We start from the raw sequence: 22,123 nt of genomic DNA, 5'->3' as shown, positions 1-22,123 counted from the left end.
AACAGAAATTGACCCATATCAAGTGATACAGAGCCCGATGGCGCATGACGACGCTATAACGGTCTCGCTGCGATGCAGCGATTGCCCGATCCGCCATCGCGCCGTCTGTGCGCGGTGCGAAAGCGATGAAATCGTCGCGCTTGAGCAGATCAAATACTATCGCAGCTTCGAAGCCGGGCAGACCGTGATCTGGGCAGGCGACAAGATGGATTTCGTCGCTTCGGTCGTTTCCGGCATCGCGACGCTGACGCAGACGCTGGAGGATGGGCGGACGCAGATGGTGGGGCTGTTGCTGCCGTCGGATTTCGTCGGGCGTCCGGGGCGGTCGAATGCGGCCTATAACGTCACGGCCACGACCGACATCCTGATGTGCTGCTTCCGCCGCAAGCCGTTCGAGGACATGATGGAGCGCACGCCGCATATCGCGCAGCGGCTGTTGCAGATGACGCTGGACGAACTGGACGCGGCGCGGGAATGGATGCTGCTGCTCGGGCGCAAGACCGCGCGGGAGAAGATCGCCTCGCTGCTGTCGATCATCGCGCGGCGGGATGCGTCGGTGAAGATGATGCAGACGAAGGGACGGATGGCCTTTGACCTGCCGCTGACGCGGGAGGCGATGGCGGATTATCTGGGCCTGACGCTGGAAACGGTGTCGCGGCAGATTTCGGCCCTGAAGCGCGACGGGGTGATCGCGCTGGAGGGCAAGCGCCATGTCACCGTCCCCGACATGGACCGCCTGCTGATCGAGGCGGGCGACGATTCGGACGGCGGCCTGTTCTAGGCCCTCCCGCCCGGAGCCCGGGCGGGAGGTGTGTCTTCAATGCGCCATCACCACCGGCACATCGGCGATTTCCAGCATGTTGCGGGTCGCGCCGCCCAGAATCGCCTCGCGGAAGCGCGAATGGCCATAGGCGCCCATCACGATCAGATCGGCCTGGCTTTCGCGGACGTGGCGGCTCAGGACGTCCGAAATCTTCGGCATCGTCTTCGCCAGCACCGACACTTCGGCATGGACGCCGTGGCGCGAGAGGAACTGGCTCAACTGACCACCGGGGTCCGAGCGTTCCGGCCCATGGGCGGGCGGGTCGATGACGGTGATGTCCACCGTTTCGGCGGCCTTCAGGAAGGGCAGGGCCTTGCGCACGGCATCGAGCGCTTCGTTCGACTGGTTCCACGCGACGACGACCCGCCGCGCCGGAACCGCGCCGGTATAGCCGTCGGGCACGATCAGCACCGGTACCCCGCCCTCGAACATCGCCGATTCGAGCGCGGCTTCGATTTCAACGCCGCGGTTGTCGCCATAGGGACGGCCCGAGACGACCAGATCGGCGAAACGCGCGCGCATGCCGACCACGGTGCCGACGACACCGATCTGCACCACGACCGCCTCGCTCGACCAGCGGACATCTTCCAGCCCGAGGCGCTGCTTCACCGCGGTCTCGATCGCCTGCGCTTCCTGCTGCGCGCGGTCGATCGCTTCCTGCTGCACGAAAGCGGCCGCCCCGGCATAGTAATAGCCGGTCTGGGTGCGGTCGACGCCCATGCAGATCACTTCGAGATGCGCGTCCTGACGGCGCGCGATCGCTATGGCGGTATCAAGCTGGGCCTTCGCCGCAGCCAGATCAGTCACCACCGTTAGAATTGTCTTGTAGCCCATCGGCTCTTCCTCCGCATCCTGCTTTCCCGGCCAGCCTAACGGCTTGCAGGCGATGCGACTTTGACACGGATCAATCATTTCCGCATCGGGGCGGCCCCCTGCGACGAAAGCGCTCACCCCTTCGTGATAGGTTTGATACAGATCAAGGCGTGGGGCATATGCTCGAACCACAACGGCTCAGGTCTCGGATTCTGTCCGCGGGAAGCCCGATTCCGCGGTTCAGGAAGAGACAGGACGAAGGGACGCACAACATGTGGGATTACTTGAAGTTGCTCGCGCTTGGCCTGGTGGCGGTTCTGGCCGCCATTGCGGCCAATTACGCGCGCGATATTCCGTACATGGTGAACGCACTGGAGATCATGCTTGCAGCAGTGATCGCGTTCATCTGGGTATTGAGGGGGATCGACGGTCCGAAGCCCTCGCAAAGCGAATATGTCGATGGCGTGATCCGCGCCGGGGTGATAGCGACGGTGTTCTGGGGGATCGTCGGGTTCCTCGTGGCCGTCGTCATCGCCTTCCAGCTGGCCTTCCCTTCGCTGAATTTCGAATGGGCGCAGGGCTATCTGAACTTTGGCAAGCTGCGGCCGCTGCATACGTCGGCGGTGATCTTCGCCTTTGGCGGCAACGCGCTGATCTGCTCGTCGTTCTATGTGGTGCAGCGCACCTCGGCGGCGCGGCTGTTCGGGGGCGATGCGCTCGGCTGGTTCGTGTTCTGGGGCTACAACCTGTTCATCGTCCTGGCGGCCTCGGGCTATATCCTCGGCGCCACGCAGTCGAAGGAATATGCCGAACCCGAATGGTATGTGGACCTGTGGCTGACGATCGTCTGGGTGGGCTATCTGCTGGCCTTCCTCGGCACGATCTTCAAGCGCAAGGAACCCCATATCTACGTCGCGAACTGGTTCTACCTGTCCTTCATCGTCACCATCGCGATGCTGCATATCGTCAACAACCTGGCGGTGCCGGTGTCGATCTTTGGCTCGAAGTCGGTGATTCTCTTCTCCGGCGTGCAGGATGCGATGACGCAGTGGTGGTATGGCCACAACGCGGTGGGCTTCTTCCTGACGGCGGGCTTCCTGGGCATGATGTATTACTTCGTCCCGAAACAGGCGGAGCGTCCGGTCTACTCCTACAAGCTGTCGATCGTGCACTTCTGGGCGCTGATCTTCCTGTATATCTGGGCCGGTCCGCACCACCTGCATTATACCGCGCTGCCTGACTGGGCCTCGACGCTCGGCATGGTGTTCTCGGTGATGCTGTGGATGCCGTCCTGGGGTGGGATGATCAACGGCCTGATGACGCTCTCGGGCGCCTGGGACAAGCTGCGCACCGATCCGGTGATCCGGATGATGGTGGTGTCGATCGGCTTCTACGGCATGTCGACCTTCGAAGGTCCGATGATGTCGATCAAGGCGGTGAACTCGCTGAGCCACTACACCGACTGGACGATCGGCCATGTGCATTCCGGTGCGCTCGGCTGGAACGGCATGATCACCTTCGGCGCGCTCTACTTCCTCGTGCCGCGGCTGTGGAAGCGGGAGGGGCTCTATTCGATCCGTCTGGTAAGCTGGCACTTCTGGCTCGCGACCGTGGGGATCGTGCTCTATGCCGCCTCGATGTGGGTGTCGGGGATCATGGAGGGCCTGATGTGGCGCGAAGTGGACAGCCAGGGCTTCCTCGTGAACGCCTTCGCCGACACCGTGGCCGCGAAATTCCGGATGAACTTCGTGCGTGCCCTGGGTGGCGTGATGTATCTCACCGGGGCCTGCATCATGGCGTGGAACCTCTGGGCCACCGTCGCGAAGCAACCCCGCCAGGCGCCCGTGGGCGTCGCGGTTCCGGCGGAATAAGGAGGAGACCATGGGACTTCTTGACCGGCACGGCGTTATCGAAAAGAACGCCACGCTGCTGCTGATCTTCTCCTTCCTCGTCGTGACCATCGGCGGGATCGTGGAAATCGCGCCGCTGTTCTATCTGGAGAACACCATTGAAAAGGTGGAAGGGGTTCGCCCCTACACCCCCCTCGAACTCACCGGGCGGGACATCTACATCCGCGAGGGCTGCTATGTCTGCCACTCGCAGATGATCCGCCCGATGCGTGACGAGGTGGAACGCTATGGCCACTACAGCCTGGCGGCGGAGTCGATGTATGACCACCCGTTCCAGTGGGGCTCGAAGCGGACGGGGCCGGACCTTGCCCGCGTCGGCAACCGCTATTCGGATGCGTGGCACGTCGATCACCTGACCAACCCGCAATCGGTCGTGCCGGAATCGATCATGCCGAAATACGGCTTCCTGAAGCATCGGATGATTTCGCCCACCTATATCGTGGACCGTCTGGAAACCGACAAGCTGGTGGGCGTGCCCTATACCTCGGACATGATCAAGGCGGCCAAGGCCGATTTCGCCGCGCAGGTCGATCCGGACGGCGATACCGAGGGGTTGCAGGAGCGCTATGGCGAGAAGGTCAACATCCGCAACTTCGACGGCCAGCCCGCGCTGACCGAAATGGATGCGCTGGTCGCCTATCTCCAGGTGCTGGGCACGATGGTCGATTTCTCGACCTTCGAGCCGGTCCCGAGCCGCTGAGGAGGATGCGATGGACTATCACATCTTCCGCGAATTCGCAGACAGCTGGGCGGCACTCGCATTGCTGACCATCTTCGTTGGCGCGGTGATCTTCGCCTTTCGCCCGGGGGCGGGCCGCGTTCATCGCGACATCGCCAATATCCCGTTCCGCAATGAAGATCGCCCTGCACCGGCCGATCACGGCCACAGGTTGTAAGGAGGCGTGGCGATGACCAAGAAACCGACCACCCGGAAGGAAGTCCAGACCACGGGCCATTCCTGGGACGGCATCGAGGAATACAACAATCCGCTGCCGCGCTGGTGGCTGTGGAGCTTCTACGCCTGCATCGTCTTCGCGATCGGCTATTCGGTGGCCTATCCGGCTTGGCCGATCTTCGCGACGGAGGCGACTCCGGGCGTGCTGAAGGCCTCGACCCGTGCCGATGTGAAGGCCGAGATCGACCGCTATGCCGCGGCGAACAAGCCGATCGAGGACAAGCTGGTCGCGACCGAGCTGACCCAGATCGCGCATGATCCGGAACTGGCGGATTACACCCGCAACGCCGGGGCGGCGGTGTTCCGGACCTGGTGCGCGCAATGCCACGGGGCGGGGGGCGGCGGTAACGTCGGCTATCCGAACCTGCTGGACGGCGATTGGCTCTGGGGCGGCACGATCGAGGAGATCTACACCACGGTCGAGCATGGTATCCGCAACACCGAGGATCCGGATGCGCGCTTCGCGCAGATGCCGTCCTTCGGGCGCGACGAACTGCTGACCAAGGAAGAGATCGCCCAGGTCGTGGCCCATGTGCGCAAGATTTCGGGTCAGGACTATGACGCCGCGATCGAACCCGCCGGGGCGCAGGTCTTTGCCGACAACTGCGCGTCGTGCCATGGCGACGCGGGCACGGGGGATCAGTCGCAGGGCGCCCCGAACCTGACCGATGCGATCTGGCTCTATGGCGGCGACGTCAAATCCCTGACCGAGACGGTGGAGAATGCCCGCTTCGGCGTGATGCCGTCGTGGAGCCATGCGCCCGACGGCGTGACCCCGCGTCTGAGCGAGGCGCAGATCCGTTCGGTGGCGGCCTATGTCCATTCCCTCGGGGGGGGGGCAGTAATCCCGGGGGCTTCGGCCCTCCGGATGGCACCGGCGCCCTGTCCTGTTCGCGCGTTTCCGGGGCGCCGGTGTTCCCTTTCGCAATCCCAGGGGCGCTTCGGCGCCCTTTTTCCTTGCGAAGACTGTGGTGTAGCTAAATCTGCATTTTTGACGCATGTCAAAGCCCTTCGGAATGAGAGATAGCAGAAGCAGCACAGGAATTGCCAACGGAGACTCCCGTGAGCTCGACCGAACCCAGCGAACCCGCCCTCTATTCTGCTCGAGAGCCGATTTTCCCCCGCCGCGTCAAAGGCCATTTCCGCACGCTGAAATGGGTGCTGATGGCCGGCATGCTGGGGGTCTATTACCTCCTGCCGTGGATCCGCTGGGACCGGGGTTCAGCGCTGCCCGATCAGGCGGTGCTGATCGACCTGGCAAGCCGGCGGTTCTTCTTCTTCATGATCGAGATCTGGCCGCATGAGTTCTACTTCGTCGCGGGTCTGCTGATCATGGCGGGGCTGGGGCTGTTCCTGTTCACCTCGGCCGCCGGGCGGGTCTGGTGCGGCTATGCCTGTCCGCAGACGGTCTGGACCGACCTGTTCATTCTGGTCGAACGCTGGGTCGAGGGCGACCGCAACGCCCGGATCCGGCTGCTGCGGCAGAAGTGGGATTTCGAGAAGATCCGCAAGCGCGCGCTGAAATGGGTGCTGTGGTTCGTGATCGGGCTGGGCACCGGGGGCGCCTGGGTGTTCTATTTCGCCGATGCGCCGACGCTGCTCGGGAATCTGGTCACCGGCCATGCGCCCGCCGTGGCCTATATCACGATGGGGATCCTGACGGCGACGACCTTTGCCTTTGGCGGTTTCGCGCGGGAACAGATCTGCATCTACGCCTGCCCCTGGCCGCGGATTCAGGCGGCGATGATGGACGAGGACACGATCACCGTCGCCTATCGGGAATGGCGGGGGAGCCGCGCGGCAAGCTGCGCAAGGGCGCCGAGGGCACGCAGGGCGACTGCATCGACTGCATGGCCTGCGTCAACGTCTGCCCGATGGGGATCGACATCCGCAACGGGCAGCAGATGGAATGTATCACCTGCGCGCTCTGTATCGACGCGTGCAACGAGACGATGGACAAGATCGGCAAGCCGCGCGGGTTGATCGACTACATGGCGCTGAAGGATGAAACGAGCGAGCGCGCCGGGGCGGCGCCGATCCCGGTGTGGAAGCATATCCTGCGGCCGCGCACGCTGATCTATTTCACGCTCTGGGCCGGGATCGGGGTCGGGCTGATCGCGGCGCTGTTCCTGCGCTCGCCCATCGACTTCAACGTGACCCCGAACCGCGATCCGCTTTATGTGGTGCAGGGCGATGGCACGATCCGCAACATCTATACGCTGCGGCTGCGCAACAAGCATGGCGAGGATACCACCTATCGCATCGAGGCGGTGCCCGAAGGGGCGGCGGCGGGGGGGCCGATGACGCTGACGCTGGAGGGCGAGCCGGGCGATACCGTCACGGTGAAGGCCGATGAAACCGCGACGCAGCGGATGTATCTCGAAGCGCCGAAGGGGACGCCGCTGGCCGTCACCACCCGGTCGGAGGTGCGGATCCGCGTTCAGGACGTGAATGGCGGCGATCATGCGCAGGCGGAAGCCGTGTTCAACGGCCGCGCGCCGCAGTAGGATAGCGCAAGGAGGACCGAGATGGACAAGACCGAAAAGCCCTTCACCGGACGCAAGTTCCTGATGATCGTGCTCGCCTTCTTCGGCGTGATCATTGCGGTGAACGTGACGATGGCGGTGAAGGCGGTAAAGACCTTCCCGGGGCTGGAGGTCGCCAACTCCTATGTCGCCTCGCAGACCTTCGACAAGGACCGCGCGGCGCAGGAGGCGCTCGGCTGGGTGGTGGAGCCGAGCTATGATCGCGGCTATCTCTCGCTTGTCGTGCGCGACAAGGGGGGGCTGCCCGCACCGGTGGCGGAGCTTTCGGCGCTGGTCGGGCGCACCACGATGGCGAGCGACGACGTGACGCCGGAGTTCCGCTATTCCGGCGGCATCTTCTCGGCGCCGGTGACGTTGGCGCCCGGCGCCTGGCTGATCCATCTTCAGGCTCGGGCGAAGGATGGCACCCTGTTCCGGCAACGGCTGGATCTGTTCGTGGAGAATTGAATGACCGCATCGCCCGCCCTCCAGGAGCATGTCCCGGCTTCGGCCTGCCCGGCCTGCATCGCCGCGCCGGCGGCGGAGGATCTGGCCCGTGCGGCGGCGCCCGATGCGCGGATCATGCTGTCGCTGCCCACGGCGCATTGCGCGACCTGCATCACCGATGTGGAGCGGGAATTGTCGCGTCAGCCGGGGGTGCGTTCGGCGCGGGTGAACCTGACGCTGAAGCGGGTGTCGGTCGATGCCGAACCGGGGGTGACGCCCGGGCCGCTGGTCGATGCGCTGGCCGCGATCGGCTATGAGGCGCATGAGCTGGACCCGGATCTGCTCTCGGCGACCGAAACCGACAAGCGCGGCCGCGACCTGCTGATGCGGATCGGGGTCTCCGGTTTCGCGATGATGAACATCATGCTGCTGTCGGTGGCGGTCTGGTCGGGGGCGGAAAGCGCCACGCGGGATCTGTTCCACTGGGTTTCGGCGGCGATCGCCCTGCCGACGGTGGTGTTCGCGGGGCGGCCGTTCTTTGCCTCGGCGCTGAACGGGCTGCGGCACGGGCGGGTCAATATGGACTTCCCGATCTCGCTCGCGATGGTGCTGGCCTCGTCGATTTCGCTTTACGAGACCATCCACCACGGCAGCCACGCCTATTTCGACGCGGCGGTGATGCTGACCTTCTTCCTGCTGGTCGGGCGCTATCTGGATTACCGCACCCGGGCGATTGCGCGTTCGGCGGCGGAGGAACTGGCCGCGCTGGAGGTGCCGCGCGCGCATCTGCTGCGTGACGGCACGGAGGTCGAGGTGCCGGTGGGGCAGCTTTGTGTGGGCGACCTGATCCGCGTGCGTCCGGGCGGTCGGGTGCCTGCCGATGGCGTGGTGGTCGAGGGGATGTCGGAGACGGATCGTTCCGTTCTCACCGGCGAATCCCTGCCGGTGCAGGCCGCGCCGGGGGTGCAGTTGAGCGCGGGGGAGGTGAACCTGACCGGGCCGCTGACCCTGCGGGTGAGCGCGGCGGGCAAGGACAGTTCGCTGCACCGGATGGCCGATCTGGTCGCGGCGGCGGAATCGGCCCGGACGAAATACAACTCTCTGGCGGAGCGGGCCGCGCGGTTCTATTCGCCCTCGGTGCATACGCTGGCCTTCGGCTCGTTCGTCACCTGGCTGTGGATCACCGGCGGCGATGTGCGCCATGCGGTGAATATCGCGGCTTCGGTGCTGATCATCACCTGCCCCTGCGCGCTTGGGCTGGCGGTTCCGGCGGTGGTGACGGCGGCTTCGGGCAAGCTGTTCCGCAAGGGCCTGCTGATCAAGGACGGCACCGCGCTGGAGCGTCTGGCCGAGGCCGATACCGTGGTGTTCGACAAGACCGGCACGCTGACCCTTGGCGCGCCGGAGCCGCAGAATCTGGGCGATCTGACCCCGGCGCAGCGGGCGATTGCGGCGGCGCTGGCGGGGGGATCATCGCATCCCCTGGCGCGGGCGATCGGCGCGGCGCTGGACGTTGCGCCCGCGGCGGTGGCGGATCTGCGGGAAGTGCCCGGCCATGGGGTCGAGGCGCGCGGCCCGGCGGGCGAGATCCTGCGCCTTGGCCGGGCGGATTGGGTGGGGGCGGAGCCCGCCGATGTCACCGCCACCCATCTGCGGATCGGCGCTCAGCCGCCCGTCACCCTGACCTTTGCCGACCGGCTGCGCCCCGGGGCGGAGGACGCCGTGGCCGCGCTGCGCGGGCAGGGGATGCGGGTGATCCTGCTTTCGGGCGATACCGAAGCGCCGGTGGCGGGCCTTGCATCGCGGCTTGGCATCACCGAATGGCAGTCGGGCGCCCGACCCGAGGACAAGGCCGCCCGCATCGCCGCGATGTCGGCCGATGGTGCGAAGGTGCTGATGGTGGGCGACGGGCTCAACGATACCGCGGCGCTGGCTTCGGCCCATGTGTCGATCTCGCCGGCTTCGGCGCTCGATGCGGCGCGGGCGGCGTCGGATATCGTGCTGCTGGGTCAGAGCCTCGCGCCCGTCGCGGATGCCGCCCGGATCGCGGGTCAGGCACGGCGGCGGATCAAGGAGAATTTCGCGATTTCGCTTGCCTATAACGTGGTGGCGGTTCCGCTGGCGCTGGTGGGTCTGGCCACGCCGCTGGCGGCGGCCTTGGCGATGTCGCTGTCCTCCGTCACCGTTTCACTCAACGCCCTGCGGCTGAAATGAGGGCCGGATGTCGATCCTGACCTATCTGATTCCAATCTCGCTGTTCCTCGGGGGCTTCGGCCTGATCGCGTTCTTCTGGTCGCTGCGCACGCGACAGTTCGAGGATCCGAAGGGCGACGGCGAGCGTATCCTGTCCAAGGAATACGACGACCACCCGAAGGTGTGACCCTTACGCCCCGGAAAGGATCCGCTCGGCTTCGGTCAGGGCAGGGGTCAGCGCCTCCCGATCCTCGCCCGGGAAGAACCGGGCGCGCACGGCGGTCGGCATCGGGGCGGGGGTTTCGATCCGCACCTTCGGCCCGATCTGGGCGGCCTCGGCCTGCCAGCTACGGGCCAGCGCGATCTGTCCGGCCTTGGTCGCGCCATAGGCGCCAAAGAACTTCTGCCCGGCGCGGGGATCGTCGAAGAACAGCGCCGCGCCCGCCGGAGCGGCCCGCAGCAGCGGTTCCACCATGCCGATCAGCAACCCCGTCGCGCGCAGGTTCACCGCGATCGACCGGTCCAGATCCTTGGCATCCACATGCCCCGCCGGGCTCAGCGGCGCGGCATGGATCGCGGTATGGGCCCACAGATCGACCCGCCCCCAGCGTTGCTGGATCGACAGGCACATCTGCCGCATCGCGTTTTCGTCGGTGATGTCCATCGGCGCCAGCGTGGCGGAGCCACCGGCGGCCTGAATCGCATCGTCCAGCTCTTCGAGCCCGCCCACCGTGCGCGCCACGGCGACGACATGCCAGCCCCGCGCCGCCAGAACCCGGGCGCAGGCATGGCCCAGCCCGCGCGAGGCGCCGGTGACGAGAGCGATCTTCTTCTGTTCGGTTGTATCGGTCATGCCGGTTTCGTGGCAGATCGCCCGCCTGCGCGCAAGGCCCGGCCCGTGGGCAAGATGCCGCGGATGGCCGCGCCGCGCACGGCCATCCGGGAGGGGTTACTTCAGCGCATTGGCGAACATGGTGATGTTGTTGGTCATCATGTCGATATAGGTCGGCGCCGGGCCATCGGCGGGGAGAGCGCATCCGAATAGACCGTGCCGCCGATCTTCGTGCCGGTCTCGCGGGCGATCTGCTCGATCAGGCGCGGATCGGTGATGTTTTCCATGAAGATAGCGGGGATCTTCTCGGCCTTGATCTGGTCGATCAGCTTGGCGACATCCGCGGCCGATGCCTCGGATTCCGTCGACAGCCCTTCGGGCGCCTTGAACTCCAGCCCGTATTCATGGCCGAAATAGCCGAAGGCGTCGTGCGAGGTGACGATGGTGCGGTGTTCCTGCGGGATGGTGGCGACGACTTCGCGGATATGGGCGTCGAGGGCCTTGAGCTTCGCCTCATAGGCCGCGGCATTCGCCTTGTAGGCGGCGGCGTTGGCGGGGTCGGCCTTTTCCAGCGCGTCGGCGATGTTCTTCACATAGATTTCGGCGTTCTTCACGCTCTGCCAGGCGTGGGGATCCTCGATATGGTGATGATGCCCCGCGTGGTCGTGGTCTTCTTCTTCCTCCTCGCGGGTGAATTCGAGCGGCTCGATCCCCTTGGTCACGGTCACCACCTCGGCCTTGGTGCCTGAAGCGGAGATCAGCCGGTCGAGCCAGCCTTCCATCTCTAGCCCGTTGACGAAGACGGCCTGCGCCGCCGCCACGGCCTTCGCATCCGCGGGCGTCGGTTGGTAAACGTGCGCATCGCCATCGACCGGCACCAGTGTGGTGATGGCAACATGGTCGCCGCCGACCTGATGGACCAGATCGCCGATGATCGAGAAGGTCGCGACGACCTTCACCGGCTCGGCGGCCTGGGCACCGGTGGCCAGCGTCAGCGCCATCGCGGCGGAGGCGAGCAGAGTGCGACGTGTCAGCATGGGGTTTCCTTTCACTGATGGATATGTTTGCCGGGCAGGAAGCGCGGCACGATGCCGCCCGCCCGGCCCAGAAGAAGCGAGGCGAGGTAGATCCCCCCCGCCGAAAGCGTGATCGCGGGGCCGGAGGGCAGCGCCCAGACGAAGGACAGCACCAGCCCCCCCACCGAGGCCACCAGCCCGAACACCACCGACAGCGCCGCCATCGGCCCGAGCGTATGGCACCAGAACCGCGCCGCGAGGCCGGGCAGAATCATCATCCCCACCGACATCAGCGTGCCGAGCGCCTGAAACCCCGCGACGAGGTTCAGCACCACGAGGGCGAGGAAGATGAAATGCACCGGCCCGCTCCAGCGGCTGACCGAGCGCAGGAAGGTCGGATCGACGCATTCGAGCACCAGCGGCCGCCAGATCACCGCGAGCGTGGTCAGGCTGATCGTCGCTGTCAGGCACAGCAGTACCAGCGCCGCATCGTCGAGCGCCAGCACCGTGCCGAAGAGGATGTGCATCAGGTCGATGTTCGAGCCCTTGAGCGACACCAGCAGCACCCCGAGCGCCAGCGAGATGAGGTAGAAGGCGGCGAGCGAAGCATCCTCGCGCTGCGCCGTCAGCCGGGTGACCGCGCCGGTCAGCGCCGCGACCGCGAACCCGGCGACGATGCCGCCCAAAGTCATCGCACCCAGCGACAGGCCCGAGACCAGAAACCCCACCGCCACGCCGGGCAGGATCGCATGCGACATCGCATCGCCCATCAGGCTCATCCGGCGCAGGGTCAGGAAACAGCCCACCGGCGCAGCGCTGATCGAAATCGCGGCGCAGCCGAGCAGGGCGCGCTGCATGAAGATGTAATCGAAAAAGCTGGTCATGCCGCGCTCCGCATCGCTTCGTCATGCGCCAGAACCCGCCGGGCGCGGGCGAGGTTGTCTTCGCTCAGCACGTCGCGCGCGGGGCCCTGCGCGATCTTTTCGCGCGCGATCAAGAGCGCCTCGGGGAAGCCACGGCGCACGAGGTCGAGGTCGTGCATGACGGCGACGATGGTGCGGCCTTCGGCGTGCCAGTTCTGGATCAGCGCCATCAGGTCTTCGGTCGTGCGGCTGTCCACTGCGGCGAAGGGTTCGTCCAGCAGGCACAGGTCCGCGTCCTGCAACATCAGCCGGGCGAACAGCACCCGCTGCATCTGGCCGCCCGACAATGCGGTGAGCGGGCGGCGGCCGAAGCCGGGCAGGCCCACGGTTTCGAGCGCCTCCTCGATCCGCGCCGTGCCGCCGATGGCACCAAAGGCCCCGGCCTTTGCCCAGAGCCCCATCGCGACGAAGCCCCGGACGTCGATCGGGAAATTCCGGTCGATCTCGGCCCGCTGCGGCAGCCAGCCGATGCGTTTCGTCCCGACGCGCAGCGTGCCCTCGGCGGTGATTCCATCGCCCGCGATGGCGCGGATCAGCGTGGTCTTGCCCGCGCCGTTCGGCCCGACCAGCGCCATCAGCGCGCCGCGCCGGATCTTTCCGCTCAGGTGGTGGACGGCGGGCTGGCGGTCATAGGAGAGCGTCAGATCCGTGAAGGAAATCATCACGCGATCCACCACAGCCCGACCCAGAGCGCGGCGCTCAGCGCAAGGGCGATCACCAGCCGGAACGCGACCCCCGCCAGCAACGGATCCCCGATCGACATCAAACACCCCCTGCATCCTGCGACTCGCGAAGTGATTATGTCATAACATTACATTTTGCAAGACGACGAGACCGTCACCGGGTCACAAGGCCGGGATCCCCCCTTGTCCGAATCGTCGATTTTCCGGCCAGCATCAGCCGCCCCGATCCACCCGCGCGGCGCATGGCGGCCAACGCCGACTTCCCCTGCGCACAAGGCGCGCACAGGGGAGGCGGGCGGTCAGACGGCCCGGATCGGCGTGGCGGCTGGTTTCGGCGCGGCCTGTTCGTCGAAGAACTGCAACAGCTTGGGCCGGATATGGTTGCGCCAGCTCGACCCGGCAAAGATGCCGTAATGGCCCGCGCCGGGTTCCAGATGGCTGGCCTTCTTGCTCTCGGGTAGGCCGGTGCACAGACGCAGGGCGGCGATGCACTGGCCGGGGGCGGAGATGTCGTCGTTCTCACCCTCGACGGTATAGACGGCGGTCGTGGTGATTCGGCCGATGTCCACCGCGCGCCCGGCGACGGTAAAGCAGTTCCGCCCGATCTCGACCTTCTTGAAGATCCGCTCGACGGTCGAGAGGTAGAATTCCGCCGTCATGTCCATCACGGCAAGGTATTCGTCATAGAAGACGTTGTGCTTGTCGCGCTCGGACCCTTCGCCCTTGGCTTCGGCGATGATCTTCGACTGGAAGGCATCGGTATGCTTGTCGAGGTTCATCGAGATGAACGAGGCAAGCTGCATCAGCCCCGGATAGACCATCCGCCCGACGCCCGGGTATTTGAAGCCCACCCGCTGGATCACCAGTTGCTCAAGCTGCCCCATCGTGACGCGGCGACCGAAATCGGTGACCTCGGTCGCGGCGGCGTCCGGATCGACCGGCCCGCCGATCAGCACGAGCGCGCGCGGCTGCGCTTCGGGCTCGTCCTCGGCCAGAATCGCGGTCGCCGCCAGCGCGAGCGGCGCGGGCTGGCAGATCGCCACGACGTTGATGTCGGGCCCGAGTGCGCGCAGGAAATCAACGAGATAGAGGGTATAGTCCTCGATGTCGAACTTGCCCGCGGAGACCGGAATATCCCGGGCGTTCTTCCAGTCCGTCACATAGACTTCGCAATCCGGGATCAGACTGGCCACGGTCGAGCGCGTCAGCGTGGCATAGTGGCCCGACATCGGCGCCACGACCAGAACGCGGCGTTTCATCGCGGGGCGGCCCTGCGCCTTGAAATGGACGAGCGTACAGAACGGCCGGTCGAGAACGGTCTCCTCGGAGATCACATGGTCGCGGCCATCCTGCGCGGGCACCGAGCGGATGCCCCAGTCCGGCTTGATCACCATGCGGGCAAAGCTGCGCTCCGTCACGCGGCCCCAGGCGGAGAGCGCCTTGAACATCGGATGCGGCACCAGGCCCCAGACCGGATAGGAGGCCATCGCCCGGGCGGAAGCCCCCATCCATTCGTTGGTGTTCCTGATGGTCTCCATCAGGTCGTAGCTCATCATTTCCTTCATCGCGCCTCCCCTCCTCTGGGCGAGCAGGGGCGAAACGCCGCTTTGCTCTTGAAATCACCCGGAGCTGTGCTTTTGTGATGAAATAAGAGGGGGCGAGGAACATGACAACTAGCGATGATGCGCATTCCGTAGCGTCAAGCAGGATGAAAGAGAACCTTGAGAGGGTCGAGGCTCTGACAAAGCGGCTGTTCGAGGCCCTGTCGCACCGCCGGATGCCGAATCCCGCATTGCAGGGGCCGGGGGCGGATCTGTATCTGAATGCGGGCGCGGCGCTGCTGAAGGAGATGGCCGACAACCCGGCGCGGCTCCTTGAGGCCCAGGTGAATTTCTGGGGTCAGGCGATGAAGCATTACGTCGAGGCGGCCCATGCCTTCACCCAGGGCGCGCTGAAACCGCCCGCCGATCCGGGGCCGAAGGACAAGCGGTTTTCCAACCCGCTGTGGGACACCCATCCCTATTTCAACTTCATCAAGCAGCAATATCTGATCTCGGCCCGCGCGGTCGAGGATGCGGTGCGGCGAATCGAGGGGCTCGACGAGATCAACCGCAGGCGGCTGGAATATTTCTCGCGCCAGCTTGTCGACATGATGGCCCCCACCAATTTTCTGGCGACCAACCCGGACGCGCTGGAAAAGGCCGTGGAGACGGAGGGGGAAAGCCTCGTGCGCGGGCTGGAGAACCTCGTGCGCGATATCGAGGAGAACGGCGGCGACCTTCTGGTGACGCTGGCCGACCGCAACGCCTTCCGCGTCGGCGAAAACATCGGCACGGCGGAGGGCGCGGTGGTGTTCCGCAACCGCATGTTTGAACTGATCCAATACAAGCCCACCACCGATACCGTCCACAAGACGCCGCTGCTGATCTTTCCGCCCTGGATCAACAAGTTCTACATCCTGGACCTGAAGCCCGCGAACAGCCTGATCCGCTGGGCCGTCGATCAGGGTTTCACCGTCTTCGTCGTCAGCTGGAAGAACCCGGATCCGAGCTATGCCGATGTCGGTATCGACACCTATCTGACGGAGGGTTTCCTGACCGCGATCGCGCAGGTGAAGGAGATCACCGGCGAAAAGGCGATCAACGCGGTCGGCTACTGCATCGCGGGCACGACGCTCAGCCTCGCGCTTGCGCTGATGGAAAAGCGCAAGGACCGTTCGATCCGCTCGGCGACCTTCTTCACCACGCTGACGGATTTTTCGGATCAGGGCGAGTTCACCGCCTATTTGCAGGACGATTTCCTGGCGGGGATCGAGGCGCAGCTGAAGATGGACGGCGTGCTGTCGAGCTACTTCATGTCGCGCACCTTCAGCTTCCTGCGGGCCAACGACCTGATCTATCAGCCGGCGATCCGCACCTACATGATGGGGGAAACGCCGCCGGCCTTCGACCTGCTGTATTGGAACGGCGATTCTACCAACCTGCCGGGCCGGATGGCGCGGGAGTATCTGCGCGGCCTGTGTCAGGATGACCTGTTCACCACGAAGGGCCTGCCGGTTTTGGGCGAGGTGCTGAAGATTTCCGAGGTGAAGGTGCCGCTGATGGCGATCGCCTGCGAGACGGACCATATCGCGCCCTGGGTCGCCTCGTTCAACGGGATCGCCCAGATGGGTTCGGCGGACAAGACCTTCATCCTGTCCGAATCGGGCCATATCGCCGGGATCATCAACCCGCCGAGCAAGCGCAAATACGGCCATTACACCTCCGAGGCGCCGATCGAGGATCCGGAGGAATGGAAGGCCCGGGCGGTGCGGCATGACGGAAGCTGGTGGCCGCGTTGGGGGGAATGGCTGGCGGGCCACTCCGGCGCGCGCATTGCGGCGCGCGAACCCGGCGATGCGAAGCATCCGGTTCTGGTTCCGGCCCCCGGGGATTATGTGAAGGAAGTCGTCAAGGTGTGACGTTGACGTTCGCGTAATTTCGGCGGAAATCCGCCTATTAATATTCTGCGGCGCAGCATTCCCCGTTGAAATGCTGCGCCGCAGCATTTATTGTCTTCTCCAAGCGAACGGGTCCTCGCCGTTTCAATTCGGGCCCCCAGATGTCGGAGAATGACAAACATGGCCAAGACCCAAGACTTCACCAAGATCCTGCAAGACATGATGGCCTCCGCTCCGGTTGACGCCGCCAAGTTCCAGGATGCGTTCAAGGCGCAGGCCGCCCTCGGCGAGAAGATGGCCAAGGTCGCCCTCGACGCCGCAGAGAAGTCGACCGAGATCACCTCGAAATGGGCCAAGGACGCGATCGCGAAGATCGGCTCCCTGGCCGAGAAGAAGGAAGAGCCGGCGGAATACGCCAAGGCTCTGAGCGATTTCGCTTCGTCCTCGGCTGAAATCGCCGCGGAAAACCTGGCCGCTTTCGCCGAAGTGGCGAAGAAGGTGCAGATGGAAACCGTCGAACTGATGCTGGCCGCTGGCAAGGACATCTCGGAAGACGCGACCGCTGCGGTCAAGAAGGCGACCGAGGAAGTGACCGCCGTCGCGAAGAAGGCCACCTCCACCGTCGCGACGCCGAAGTAATCTGCCGCGAACCGGCCTCCTCCTCCCGGCCGGGACACGGACCTGAGGGGCAGGGAAACCTGCCCCTTTTTCTTTTGTTGCTTTTGCAGCGCCCACGGGCCTAATCTTTCTGCAATGCCGTAATGCGGTTGCGCAGATTGTCAGGGAGGGACAGGACATGGCCGAGGACGCGAAACCCCTTTTGATCAAACGCTACGCAAGCCGCAGGCTCTACAACACCGAGACCAGCGATTATGTGACGCTTGAGGATATCGCCGGGTTCATCCGCGCCGGGCGCGAGGTGCAGATCATTGATCTGAAGACCGGCGACGACCTGACCCGGCAATATCTGCTCCAGATCGTGGCCGAACACGAAAGCCGGGGGGAAAATGTCCTGCCGGTCGATGTGCTGACGGATCTGGTGCGCAGCTATACGACGCAGGCGCAATCGGTCGTGCCGCAGTTCCTGGCCGCGTCGTTCGAGATGCTGCGCGAGGGGCAGTCGAAGATGATGGAGAATTTTGGCAGCTTTCCGAACCCGATGGCCTCCATGCCGGGGTTCGAGGCGCTTCAGCGTCAGCAGCAGGCCTTTCTGAAATCCATGATGGCGGGGTGGGGCAAGCCGGCGTCGGAACCGGAGACACCGGCCGAACCCTCCGACCGCGAGGAACTGAACGCGATCAAGAAGCAGCTTGCCGATTTGCAGTCGAAGCTGTCGAAACTGTAGCGATCACTCCGCCGCCGTCCGCAATGTGCTGAGCGCGTCCGGCAGAATCAGGGTGGCCCGCATGCCCGCCGTGCCCGCCGCGATCGGGAAGAGCATCAGGGCGGTGCGGCTGCCCGGGAGAGACAGCTTCTCGGCGGCCTTCGCCGAGAAGCCGAACCGCGCAAGATGCCCGCCGCCCGCGACGACGATAGCCTGTGCCCTGGCCTGCCGCGCCCGGTCGAGGCCATAGCGCAGGATTTCGGTTTCGATCCCGCTCTGCTGCCGGTCGCGGACGACGGCGATGGGCAGCAGCGTCCACCAGCCTTCGGGCGCGATCAGGCTGGCGAAGGAGATATGCCCGACGATCCTGTCGGTGGCCGCGTCCAGCGCCACGAGTTCGAGCGGCAGATGGCCGTCGGCGCGCAGGGCTTCGAGCGTGCGGAACGGACCCGGTTCGCCGAACGCGGTCTGGAACAGGATCGAGATGAACAGGCGATCCCCTTCGGTCACCTCTCGCAGCTTCATCGGCGAATTCTCCGTGGTTTCAGCCCGTCATGCGATGGATGCGGGGCGATCGGGCCTGTGCCGAAAACTGTCTTCCGCTGCCGGGGGACGATCAATGTTTCCGCGCCGCCGGGGGAGGGGATTCGGGAACTGTTAACGAACCTGCACGTTTTCGGGCGATTGGAGGGACATGTGGGGCCGTGCGGAGCGGCTTTCGCTTCCGGCTTCGTTATCGTGGAAAGGCTTTCGTGCCGCCGCGGAAACCGCTATCCCGGAGAAAACAGGGGGTGGGATGATCGGTTTTGCGCGGCTGTTCGTGTTTGGTCTGGTGGCGTTGACGCTGCTGTATTGGCTGGTGCGGATCTATGGCCGGTCGTTGCGGCGCGAAGAGCTGGAAAAACGCTGGGATGCGGTGCGGGGGGCGGATCTCGGCCCGCGCGAGACCTATATCGAAACGGGTCTGGCGGCCTATGAGAAAAGCCTGCGGCGCAAGCTGATCTGGCTGGTCTATATCGTGCCGGTCACGGCGATGATCGGCGTGATCATATGGATAAACTATCACGGGTGAGGCGGCTATGCGCTATGTGAAATGGACGTTCTGGGCGCTGGTCGTCCTGCTGGTGGGGGGCTTTCTGCACTACACCTTGCCGCAGCATGACATCGTGCGGATCGTCGGCACCTATCAGGAACGGAAGGATCTGAACGACTGGACGCGGATCTTCTGGTCGCATCCGGACGATCAGGCGCGCGGACTGACGAACCGCGATGTGCAGTTCATTCAGGCAGTGCGGCCGAACGGGAAGGCGATCGTCTATCGCAACGAGGATACCGGCTGGTCCTGGCCACCCTATTTCAAGTTCGACACGGCCTCGTTGCAGACCCGGGCGGATGACATCAAATCGACCAGCGAAGCGCCGAAATGGGTGGTTGTCACGCATTATGGCTGGCGTAACCAGTTCCTGTCGATCTTCCCCAATGCGGTGTCGATCAAGCCGGTGGCGGGGCCGGATGTGCGGATCATCCCTTGGGCGACGATCGTCATTCTGGTCATGCTGCTGGTGCTGGTGCTGCTGCTGCGCGCGATGTGGCGGCAGTTCGTCGAACGCTCGATCGACCCGCTGATGCGCAACACGTCGGAGGCGATGGACGAGGTGGGCTATCGTGCCGAGGCGGCGGGAAAGCGGGCGAAGGGCGCCTGGTGGCGCTTCAAGCAGCGTCTGTTCGGGCGCCGCTAGGCGCCGCAGGGCAGGTCTGGTGCCGGACGCGCCGGGTTGCGGGCCGGGCGCATGGGCCGCTGCGGATATTGGCGGCGCCGGGTGGCGGGTTCGCATGGTTCATCAGGCGGCCGAGCCCGGGACCGGAGCGCGGCCGCCTGCGGCGAGGGCCGCGTCGGTTTCGCCGGAGGCGAGGGCTTCAAATCCCGCACGCGGGGCGGCGAGGGTTTCGGCGATGACGCACAGCACCTGGGCGCGGGCGTGGCCGCTGATGCGGTGCGGATGTCGTTGCGAGCGGGGCGAGGCCCTGCGGAGTGCGGGGGCTTTGTCCGCGCCGCCGATGCTCTGGTCGAGGGTGCCGCGGGGGGGGGGCGGATCCGGCGCGGCATCGAGCCGCCCCGTCTCCGGCTCGGGCAGAGCCCTCGGGGCCTCGGGGGGCAGGTGGTCTGAGAAAAGGTCGGGGAGCGGATCCGCGTGCAGATGCCGAAGGGGGCGTGCGGGCCGCGCGACAGTGATGGTGGAACAGCCGCGTGGCTAGGGCGACATCGGCGTGGGCCGCGCGGAGCGGGTGGCCGGGAATTGGGCGTGGTTTTGCAGGTTGCGCGCGATCGTATGGCGCCATTTCGCTTGCTCGAAGTCGGGCAGGGCGCTCCAGTCCGGTGGCGACATCACCGCCGCCACCGGTGGCGAGGGTCACGCCGAGCGGATGGGGTGTCTCGTCCGGGGCGGGGAAGCGCCCGCCGATGAAAGGGCCGAAGCCTTGCGCGTCTCCGGCCAGGCGCGGGCTGCCGTCCATATGTCGCTCACGGTCGGCATCTTCTTGTCGGTCTCGCTCCTGCCGTGGGGGGCACCGCAGTTGCGTGGGGAAGGGCCCGGATGACGGCAGGCGCGGGAAAATCGTGCGCCGGGCCTTTGCCCCGCCTGCGGCGGCATGTAAGGTCGCGCCATGACATCCCCCGCGATCAGTTTTTCCGAAGATCAGGCCGAAGCCTGGGACGCCGTGGCTTCCGCGCTGGAGGCGGCGGGCGTCGATATTGTCGAGGGCCATCTGGTGCCGGATACGGGCGGCAACCGGGTGCTGTCGGTGATCGGCAAGGCGGGTTCGGGCAAGACCATGCTTCTGGCCAGCCTTTACAAGGCGCTGGAAGAGGCCGGGGTCGATATCGTTTCGGGCGATTTCGAGAGCCGGCGCAAGCGCGAGCGCCGCACGCTGGCGATCCTCGCGCCGACCAACAAGGCGGCTTCGGTGCTGCGCTCGCGCGGGGTGCCGGCGACGACGATCCACCGCATCCTGTATACCCCGGTCTACGATCCGGAATATGAGCGGATCGCGGAATGGCTGGCGGGGCAGGGCGAGCGGCCGAAGCCCGATCTTCTGGGCGAGATGGGCCTGACGGATGAGGTGCTGGACCGCGCCAAGGCGTTCTATGACCTGCACAAGTCGATCCCCGGGGCGCTGGCTTCGGCGGGGCTGCGCGGGTCGGATTTCATTCAGGGCTGGAAGCGGCGGGAAGATCCGCTGGATATCGGTTTCGTCGATGAGGCGTCGATGCTCGACACCCGGCAGTTCGACGACCTGCGGGAGATCTTCCCGACGCTGGTGCTGTTCGGCGATCCGGCGCAGCTCGCGCCCGTCAACCAGTCGGGCGAGATGTGTTTCGAGCGGCTGCCCGAAGCGGCGAAACATGTCCTGCACCGGATCCACCGGCAGACGCAGGACAATCCGATTCTCGACCTGGCCCATGCGCTGGCCGATGACAGCCTGACCTTCGAGGCGTTCGAAGGCATGATCCGCGACCGTGCCCGCAGTGACCCGCGCGTCGTCTGGGCCGAGCGGGTGGAGAGCGACCTGATGGCGCGCTCGCCGGTGCTGGTGTGGCGCAACGTCACCCGGATCCGGCTGATCCAGGCGTTCCGTGCGGCGCATGGCGCGCCCGCCGATGCGCTCCTGCCCGGCGAGCCGCTGATCTGCGACGGGATCGAACTGCCGCTGAAGCACCGCAAGAAACGCATCGACCTTGAGGCGCGGGGCCTGATCAAGGGCGCGCAGGTGATTTACCTCGGGCCGGGGCGCAAGCCCGGGTTTTCGCGGCTGCATGTGATGGGGGCGGAGGATCCGCGGCTCTCCGCCGCTTCGATCATCAAGATCGAGCGCCCGGACGAAGAGGAGCCCTTCATCCCCTATGCCGCGAAGATGGGGGCGGCCTTCCTGCATGGCGCGGCGGTGACGATCCACAAGGCGCAGGGCAGCCAGTGGCGCGACGTGCAGGTCTTTGCTCCCGATCTTTATGCGGCCAGCCGCGCGGGGCGGACCGAGGCGGGGATTCCGCTGTGGAAACGTCTGGCCTATGTCGCCATCACCCGGGCCGAGCAGCGCCTGTTGTGGGTGACACGCGCGATGCTGGCGCGTCCGGCGGCGGCCCTGTCGATCGAGGATCTGCCCGCCGGGCCTGCCGCGCTGCGGCTTGAGGCGGAGGAGTGAGGGCTTTCCCTCGGCGTCCTGCGGGCCTAGTCTGGCGCGA

At 65.6% G+C, this 22,123-nt stretch carries 21 protein-coding genes and 2 pseudogenes; 16 read left to right on the top strand and 7 right to left on the bottom strand.

All coding sequences use genetic code 11. From position 1 onward, the window contains the following. The first annotated feature begins 37 nt into the window (after positions 1-37). Positions 38-781, top strand: a complete 744-nt coding sequence (gene fnrL / locus QM789_RS14820) for a transcriptional regulator FnrL (protein WP_420352633.1) — start codon at positions 38-40, stop codon at positions 779-781. A gap of 36 nt (positions 782-817) precedes the next feature. Here the strand turns inward: fnrL and QM789_RS14815 are convergent, their stop codons facing one another. Next, positions 818-1,657, bottom strand: coding sequence for a universal stress protein (locus tag QM789_RS14815; RefSeq protein WP_420352632.1), 840 nt, complete (start codon positions 1,655-1,657; stop codon positions 818-820). A 251-nt stretch (positions 1,658-1,908) separates the two neighbouring features. On the opposite strand from QM789_RS14815, the gene ccoN reads away from it, so the two are divergent. The 9 genes and pseudogenes from ccoN to ccoS all read left to right on the top strand — a co-directional run bounded on the left by ccoN (position 1,909) and on the right by ccoS (position 9,853). Continuing rightward, positions 1,909-3,507: a cytochrome-c oxidase, cbb3-type subunit I gene (ccoN, locus tag QM789_RS14810; protein ID WP_420352631.1), complete on the top strand. Its 1,599-nt coding sequence runs from the start codon at positions 1,909-1,911 to the stop codon at positions 3,505-3,507. A gap of 10 nt (positions 3,508-3,517) precedes the next feature. After that, positions 3,518-4,246: a cytochrome-c oxidase, cbb3-type subunit II gene (gene ccoO, locus QM789_RS14805; protein ID WP_420352630.1), complete on the top strand. Its 729-nt coding sequence runs from the start codon at positions 3,518-3,520 to the stop codon at positions 4,244-4,246. Positions 4,247-4,256: 10 nt separating this feature from the next. Beyond that, positions 4,257-4,442 (top strand): cbb3-type cytochrome c oxidase subunit 3, encoded by a 186-nt coding sequence (locus QM789_RS14800; protein ID WP_420352629.1) that lies wholly within the window; start codon positions 4,257-4,259, stop codon positions 4,440-4,442. Between the two features lie 12 nt (positions 4,443-4,454). Then, positions 4,455-5,339, top strand: a pseudogene (gene ccoP / locus QM789_RS14795) (cytochrome-c oxidase, cbb3-type subunit III); the annotation flags it as partial. Positions 5,340-5,665: 326 nt separating this feature from the next. After that, positions 5,666-6,435, top strand: a pseudogene (ccoG, locus tag QM789_RS14790) (cytochrome c oxidase accessory protein CcoG); the annotation flags it as partial. A gap of 18 nt (positions 6,436-6,453) precedes the next feature. Beyond that, complete coding sequence (locus QM789_RS14785) at positions 6,454-7,008, top strand: FixG Ig-like domain-containing protein (RefSeq protein ID WP_420353322.1); 555 nt, start codon at positions 6,454-6,456, stop codon at positions 7,006-7,008. A gap of 21 nt (positions 7,009-7,029) precedes the next feature. Further along, positions 7,030-7,494, top strand: coding sequence for a FixH family protein (locus tag QM789_RS14780; protein ID WP_420352628.1), 465 nt, complete (start codon positions 7,030-7,032; stop codon positions 7,492-7,494). After that, a complete protein-coding gene (locus tag QM789_RS14775; RefSeq protein ID WP_420352627.1) occupies positions 7,495-9,687 on the top strand; it encodes a heavy metal translocating P-type ATPase in 2,193 nt (730 codons plus the stop codon). A 7-nt stretch (positions 9,688-9,694) separates the two neighbouring features. Beyond that, positions 9,695-9,853 carry a cbb3-type cytochrome oxidase assembly protein CcoS gene (ccoS, locus tag QM789_RS14770; RefSeq protein WP_420352626.1) on the top strand — a complete coding sequence of 53 codons (159 nt, stop codon included), beginning with the start codon at positions 9,695-9,697 and terminating at the stop codon, positions 9,851-9,853. 3 nt (positions 9,854-9,856) lie between these two features. On the opposite strand, the gene QM789_RS14765 is transcribed toward ccoS, so the two are convergent. From QM789_RS14765 to phaZ, 5 genes are all read right to left on the bottom strand, one after another. Beyond that, entirely contained in the window at positions 9,857-10,519 is a 663-nt protein-coding gene (locus QM789_RS14765; RefSeq protein WP_420352625.1) for an SDR family NAD(P)-dependent oxidoreductase, read from the bottom strand. 137 nt (positions 10,520-10,656) lie between these two features. After that, positions 10,657-11,535 (bottom strand): metal ABC transporter solute-binding protein, Zn/Mn family, encoded by an 879-nt coding sequence (locus QM789_RS14760; protein WP_420352624.1) that lies wholly within the window; start codon positions 11,533-11,535, stop codon positions 10,657-10,659. 11 nt (positions 11,536-11,546) lie between these two features. Then, positions 11,547-12,398: a metal ABC transporter permease gene (locus QM789_RS14755; RefSeq protein ID WP_420352623.1), complete on the bottom strand. Its 852-nt coding sequence runs from the start codon at positions 12,396-12,398 to the stop codon at positions 11,547-11,549. Continuing rightward, on the bottom strand, positions 12,395-13,099 hold the full coding sequence (locus tag QM789_RS14750; RefSeq protein WP_420352622.1) for a metal ABC transporter ATP-binding protein: 705 nt from the start codon (positions 13,097-13,099) through the stop codon (positions 12,395-12,397). The genes QM789_RS14755 and QM789_RS14750 overlap by 4 nt, the downstream gene beginning before the upstream one ends. Before the next feature lie 320 nt (positions 13,100-13,419). Continuing rightward, the gene (gene phaZ / locus QM789_RS14745; protein WP_420352621.1) at positions 13,420-14,685 is read right to left on the bottom strand and encodes a polyhydroxyalkanoate depolymerase; all 1,266 of its coding nucleotides are present in this window, start codon (positions 14,683-14,685) and stop codon (positions 13,420-13,422) included. A gap of 143 nt (positions 14,686-14,828) precedes the next feature. Here phaZ and phaC point away from each other — a divergent pair, with 143 nt between their 5' ends. The 3 genes from phaC (at position 14,829) to phaR (ending at position 17,904) form a co-directional block, all read left to right on the top strand. Further along, positions 14,829-16,580, top strand: a complete 1,752-nt coding sequence (phaC, locus tag QM789_RS14740) for a class I poly(R)-hydroxyalkanoic acid synthase (protein WP_420352620.1) — start codon at positions 14,829-14,831, stop codon at positions 16,578-16,580. A gap of 159 nt (positions 16,581-16,739) precedes the next feature. After that, the gene (locus tag QM789_RS14735) at positions 16,740-17,198 is read left to right on the top strand and encodes a phasin family protein (protein ID WP_420352619.1); all 459 of its coding nucleotides are present in this window, start codon (positions 16,740-16,742) and stop codon (positions 17,196-17,198) included. 157 nt (positions 17,199-17,355) lie between these two features. Further along, the gene (gene phaR / locus QM789_RS14730; protein ID WP_420352618.1) at positions 17,356-17,904 is read left to right on the top strand and encodes a polyhydroxyalkanoate synthesis repressor PhaR; all 549 of its coding nucleotides are present in this window, start codon (positions 17,356-17,358) and stop codon (positions 17,902-17,904) included. A 3-nt stretch (positions 17,905-17,907) separates the two neighbouring features. Here phaR and QM789_RS14725 read toward each other — a convergent pair whose 3' ends face one another. Next, the gene (locus QM789_RS14725; protein ID WP_420352617.1) at positions 17,908-18,408 is read right to left on the bottom strand and encodes a GNAT family N-acetyltransferase; all 501 of its coding nucleotides are present in this window, start codon (positions 18,406-18,408) and stop codon (positions 17,908-17,910) included. A gap of 271 nt (positions 18,409-18,679) precedes the next feature. Between QM789_RS14725 and QM789_RS14720 the strand changes: the two genes are divergently transcribed. The 3 genes from QM789_RS14720 (at position 18,680) to QM789_RS14710 (ending at position 22,083) form a co-directional block, all read left to right on the top strand. Then, positions 18,680-18,955 (top strand): hypothetical protein, encoded by a 276-nt coding sequence (locus QM789_RS14720; protein ID WP_420352616.1) that lies wholly within the window; start codon positions 18,680-18,682, stop codon positions 18,953-18,955. A 7-nt stretch (positions 18,956-18,962) separates the two neighbouring features. Beyond that, a complete protein-coding gene (locus QM789_RS14715) occupies positions 18,963-19,622 on the top strand; it encodes a DUF1523 family protein (RefSeq protein WP_420352615.1) in 660 nt (219 codons plus the stop codon). A gap of 925 nt (positions 19,623-20,547) precedes the next feature. Further along, a complete protein-coding gene (locus QM789_RS14710; protein ID WP_420352614.1) occupies positions 20,548-22,083 on the top strand; it encodes an ATP-dependent DNA helicase in 1,536 nt (511 codons plus the stop codon). Positions 22,084-22,123: the final 40 nt, after the last annotated feature.

Origin of the sequence: Paenirhodobacter sp. (genome assembly GCF_047600745.1) — a bacterium.
In the GTDB taxonomy this organism is placed as follows: Bacteria; Pseudomonadota; Alphaproteobacteria; order Rhodobacterales; family Rhodobacteraceae; genus Rhodobacter.
Note: the sequence above shows the minus strand (reverse complement) of the source record. Positions and strands in the feature narration are given on the sequence as shown.

What these genes read in the sequence shown, in the direction of transcription:
- fnrL (WP_420352633.1), top strand. Translation starts at nt 38, where the DNA reads ATGGCGCATGACGACGCTATAACGGTCTCGCTGCGATGCAGCGATTGC.
- QM789_RS14815 (WP_420352632.1), bottom strand. Translation starts at nt 1,657, where the DNA reads ATGGGCTACAAGACAATTCTAACGGTGGTGACTGATCTGGCTGCGGCG.
- ccoN (WP_420352631.1), top strand. Translation starts at nt 1,909, where the DNA reads ATGTGGGATTACTTGAAGTTGCTCGCGCTTGGCCTGGTGGCGGTTCTG.
- ccoO (WP_420352630.1), top strand. Translation starts at nt 3,518, where the DNA reads ATGGGACTTCTTGACCGGCACGGCGTTATCGAAAAGAACGCCACGCTG.
- QM789_RS14800 (WP_420352629.1), top strand. Translation starts at nt 4,257, where the DNA reads ATGGACTATCACATCTTCCGCGAATTCGCAGACAGCTGGGCGGCACTC.
- QM789_RS14785 (WP_420353322.1), top strand. Translation starts at nt 6,454, where the DNA reads ATGGACAAGATCGGCAAGCCGCGCGGGTTGATCGACTACATGGCGCTG.
- QM789_RS14780 (WP_420352628.1), top strand. Translation starts at nt 7,030, where the DNA reads ATGGACAAGACCGAAAAGCCCTTCACCGGACGCAAGTTCCTGATGATC.
- QM789_RS14775 (WP_420352627.1), top strand. Translation starts at nt 7,495, where the DNA reads ATGACCGCATCGCCCGCCCTCCAGGAGCATGTCCCGGCTTCGGCCTGC.
- ccoS (WP_420352626.1), top strand. Translation starts at nt 9,695, where the DNA reads ATGTCGATCCTGACCTATCTGATTCCAATCTCGCTGTTCCTCGGGGGC.
- QM789_RS14765 (WP_420352625.1), bottom strand. Translation starts at nt 10,519, where the DNA reads ATGACCGATACAACCGAACAGAAGAAGATCGCTCTCGTCACCGGCGCC.
- QM789_RS14760 (WP_420352624.1), bottom strand. Translation starts at nt 11,535, where the DNA reads ATGCTGACACGTCGCACTCTGCTCGCCTCCGCCGCGATGGCGCTGACG.
- QM789_RS14755 (WP_420352623.1), bottom strand. Translation starts at nt 12,398, where the DNA reads ATGACCAGCTTTTTCGATTACATCTTCATGCAGCGCGCCCTGCTCGGC.
- QM789_RS14750 (WP_420352622.1), bottom strand. Translation starts at nt 13,099, where the DNA reads ATGATTTCCTTCACGGATCTGACGCTCTCCTATGACCGCCAGCCCGCC.
- phaZ (WP_420352621.1), bottom strand. Translation starts at nt 14,685, where the DNA reads ATGAAGGAAATGATGAGCTACGACCTGATGGAGACCATCAGGAACACC.
- phaC (WP_420352620.1), top strand. Translation starts at nt 14,829, where the DNA reads ATGAAAGAGAACCTTGAGAGGGTCGAGGCTCTGACAAAGCGGCTGTTC.
- QM789_RS14735 (WP_420352619.1), top strand. Translation starts at nt 16,740, where the DNA reads ATGGCCAAGACCCAAGACTTCACCAAGATCCTGCAAGACATGATGGCC.
- phaR (WP_420352618.1), top strand. Translation starts at nt 17,356, where the DNA reads ATGGCCGAGGACGCGAAACCCCTTTTGATCAAACGCTACGCAAGCCGC.
- QM789_RS14725 (WP_420352617.1), bottom strand. Translation starts at nt 18,408, where the DNA reads ATGAAGCTGCGAGAGGTGACCGAAGGGGATCGCCTGTTCATCTCGATC.
- QM789_RS14720 (WP_420352616.1), top strand. Translation starts at nt 18,680, where the DNA reads ATGATCGGTTTTGCGCGGCTGTTCGTGTTTGGTCTGGTGGCGTTGACG.
- QM789_RS14715 (WP_420352615.1), top strand. Translation starts at nt 18,963, where the DNA reads ATGCGCTATGTGAAATGGACGTTCTGGGCGCTGGTCGTCCTGCTGGTG.
- QM789_RS14710 (WP_420352614.1), top strand. Translation starts at nt 20,548, where the DNA reads ATGACATCCCCCGCGATCAGTTTTTCCGAAGATCAGGCCGAAGCCTGG.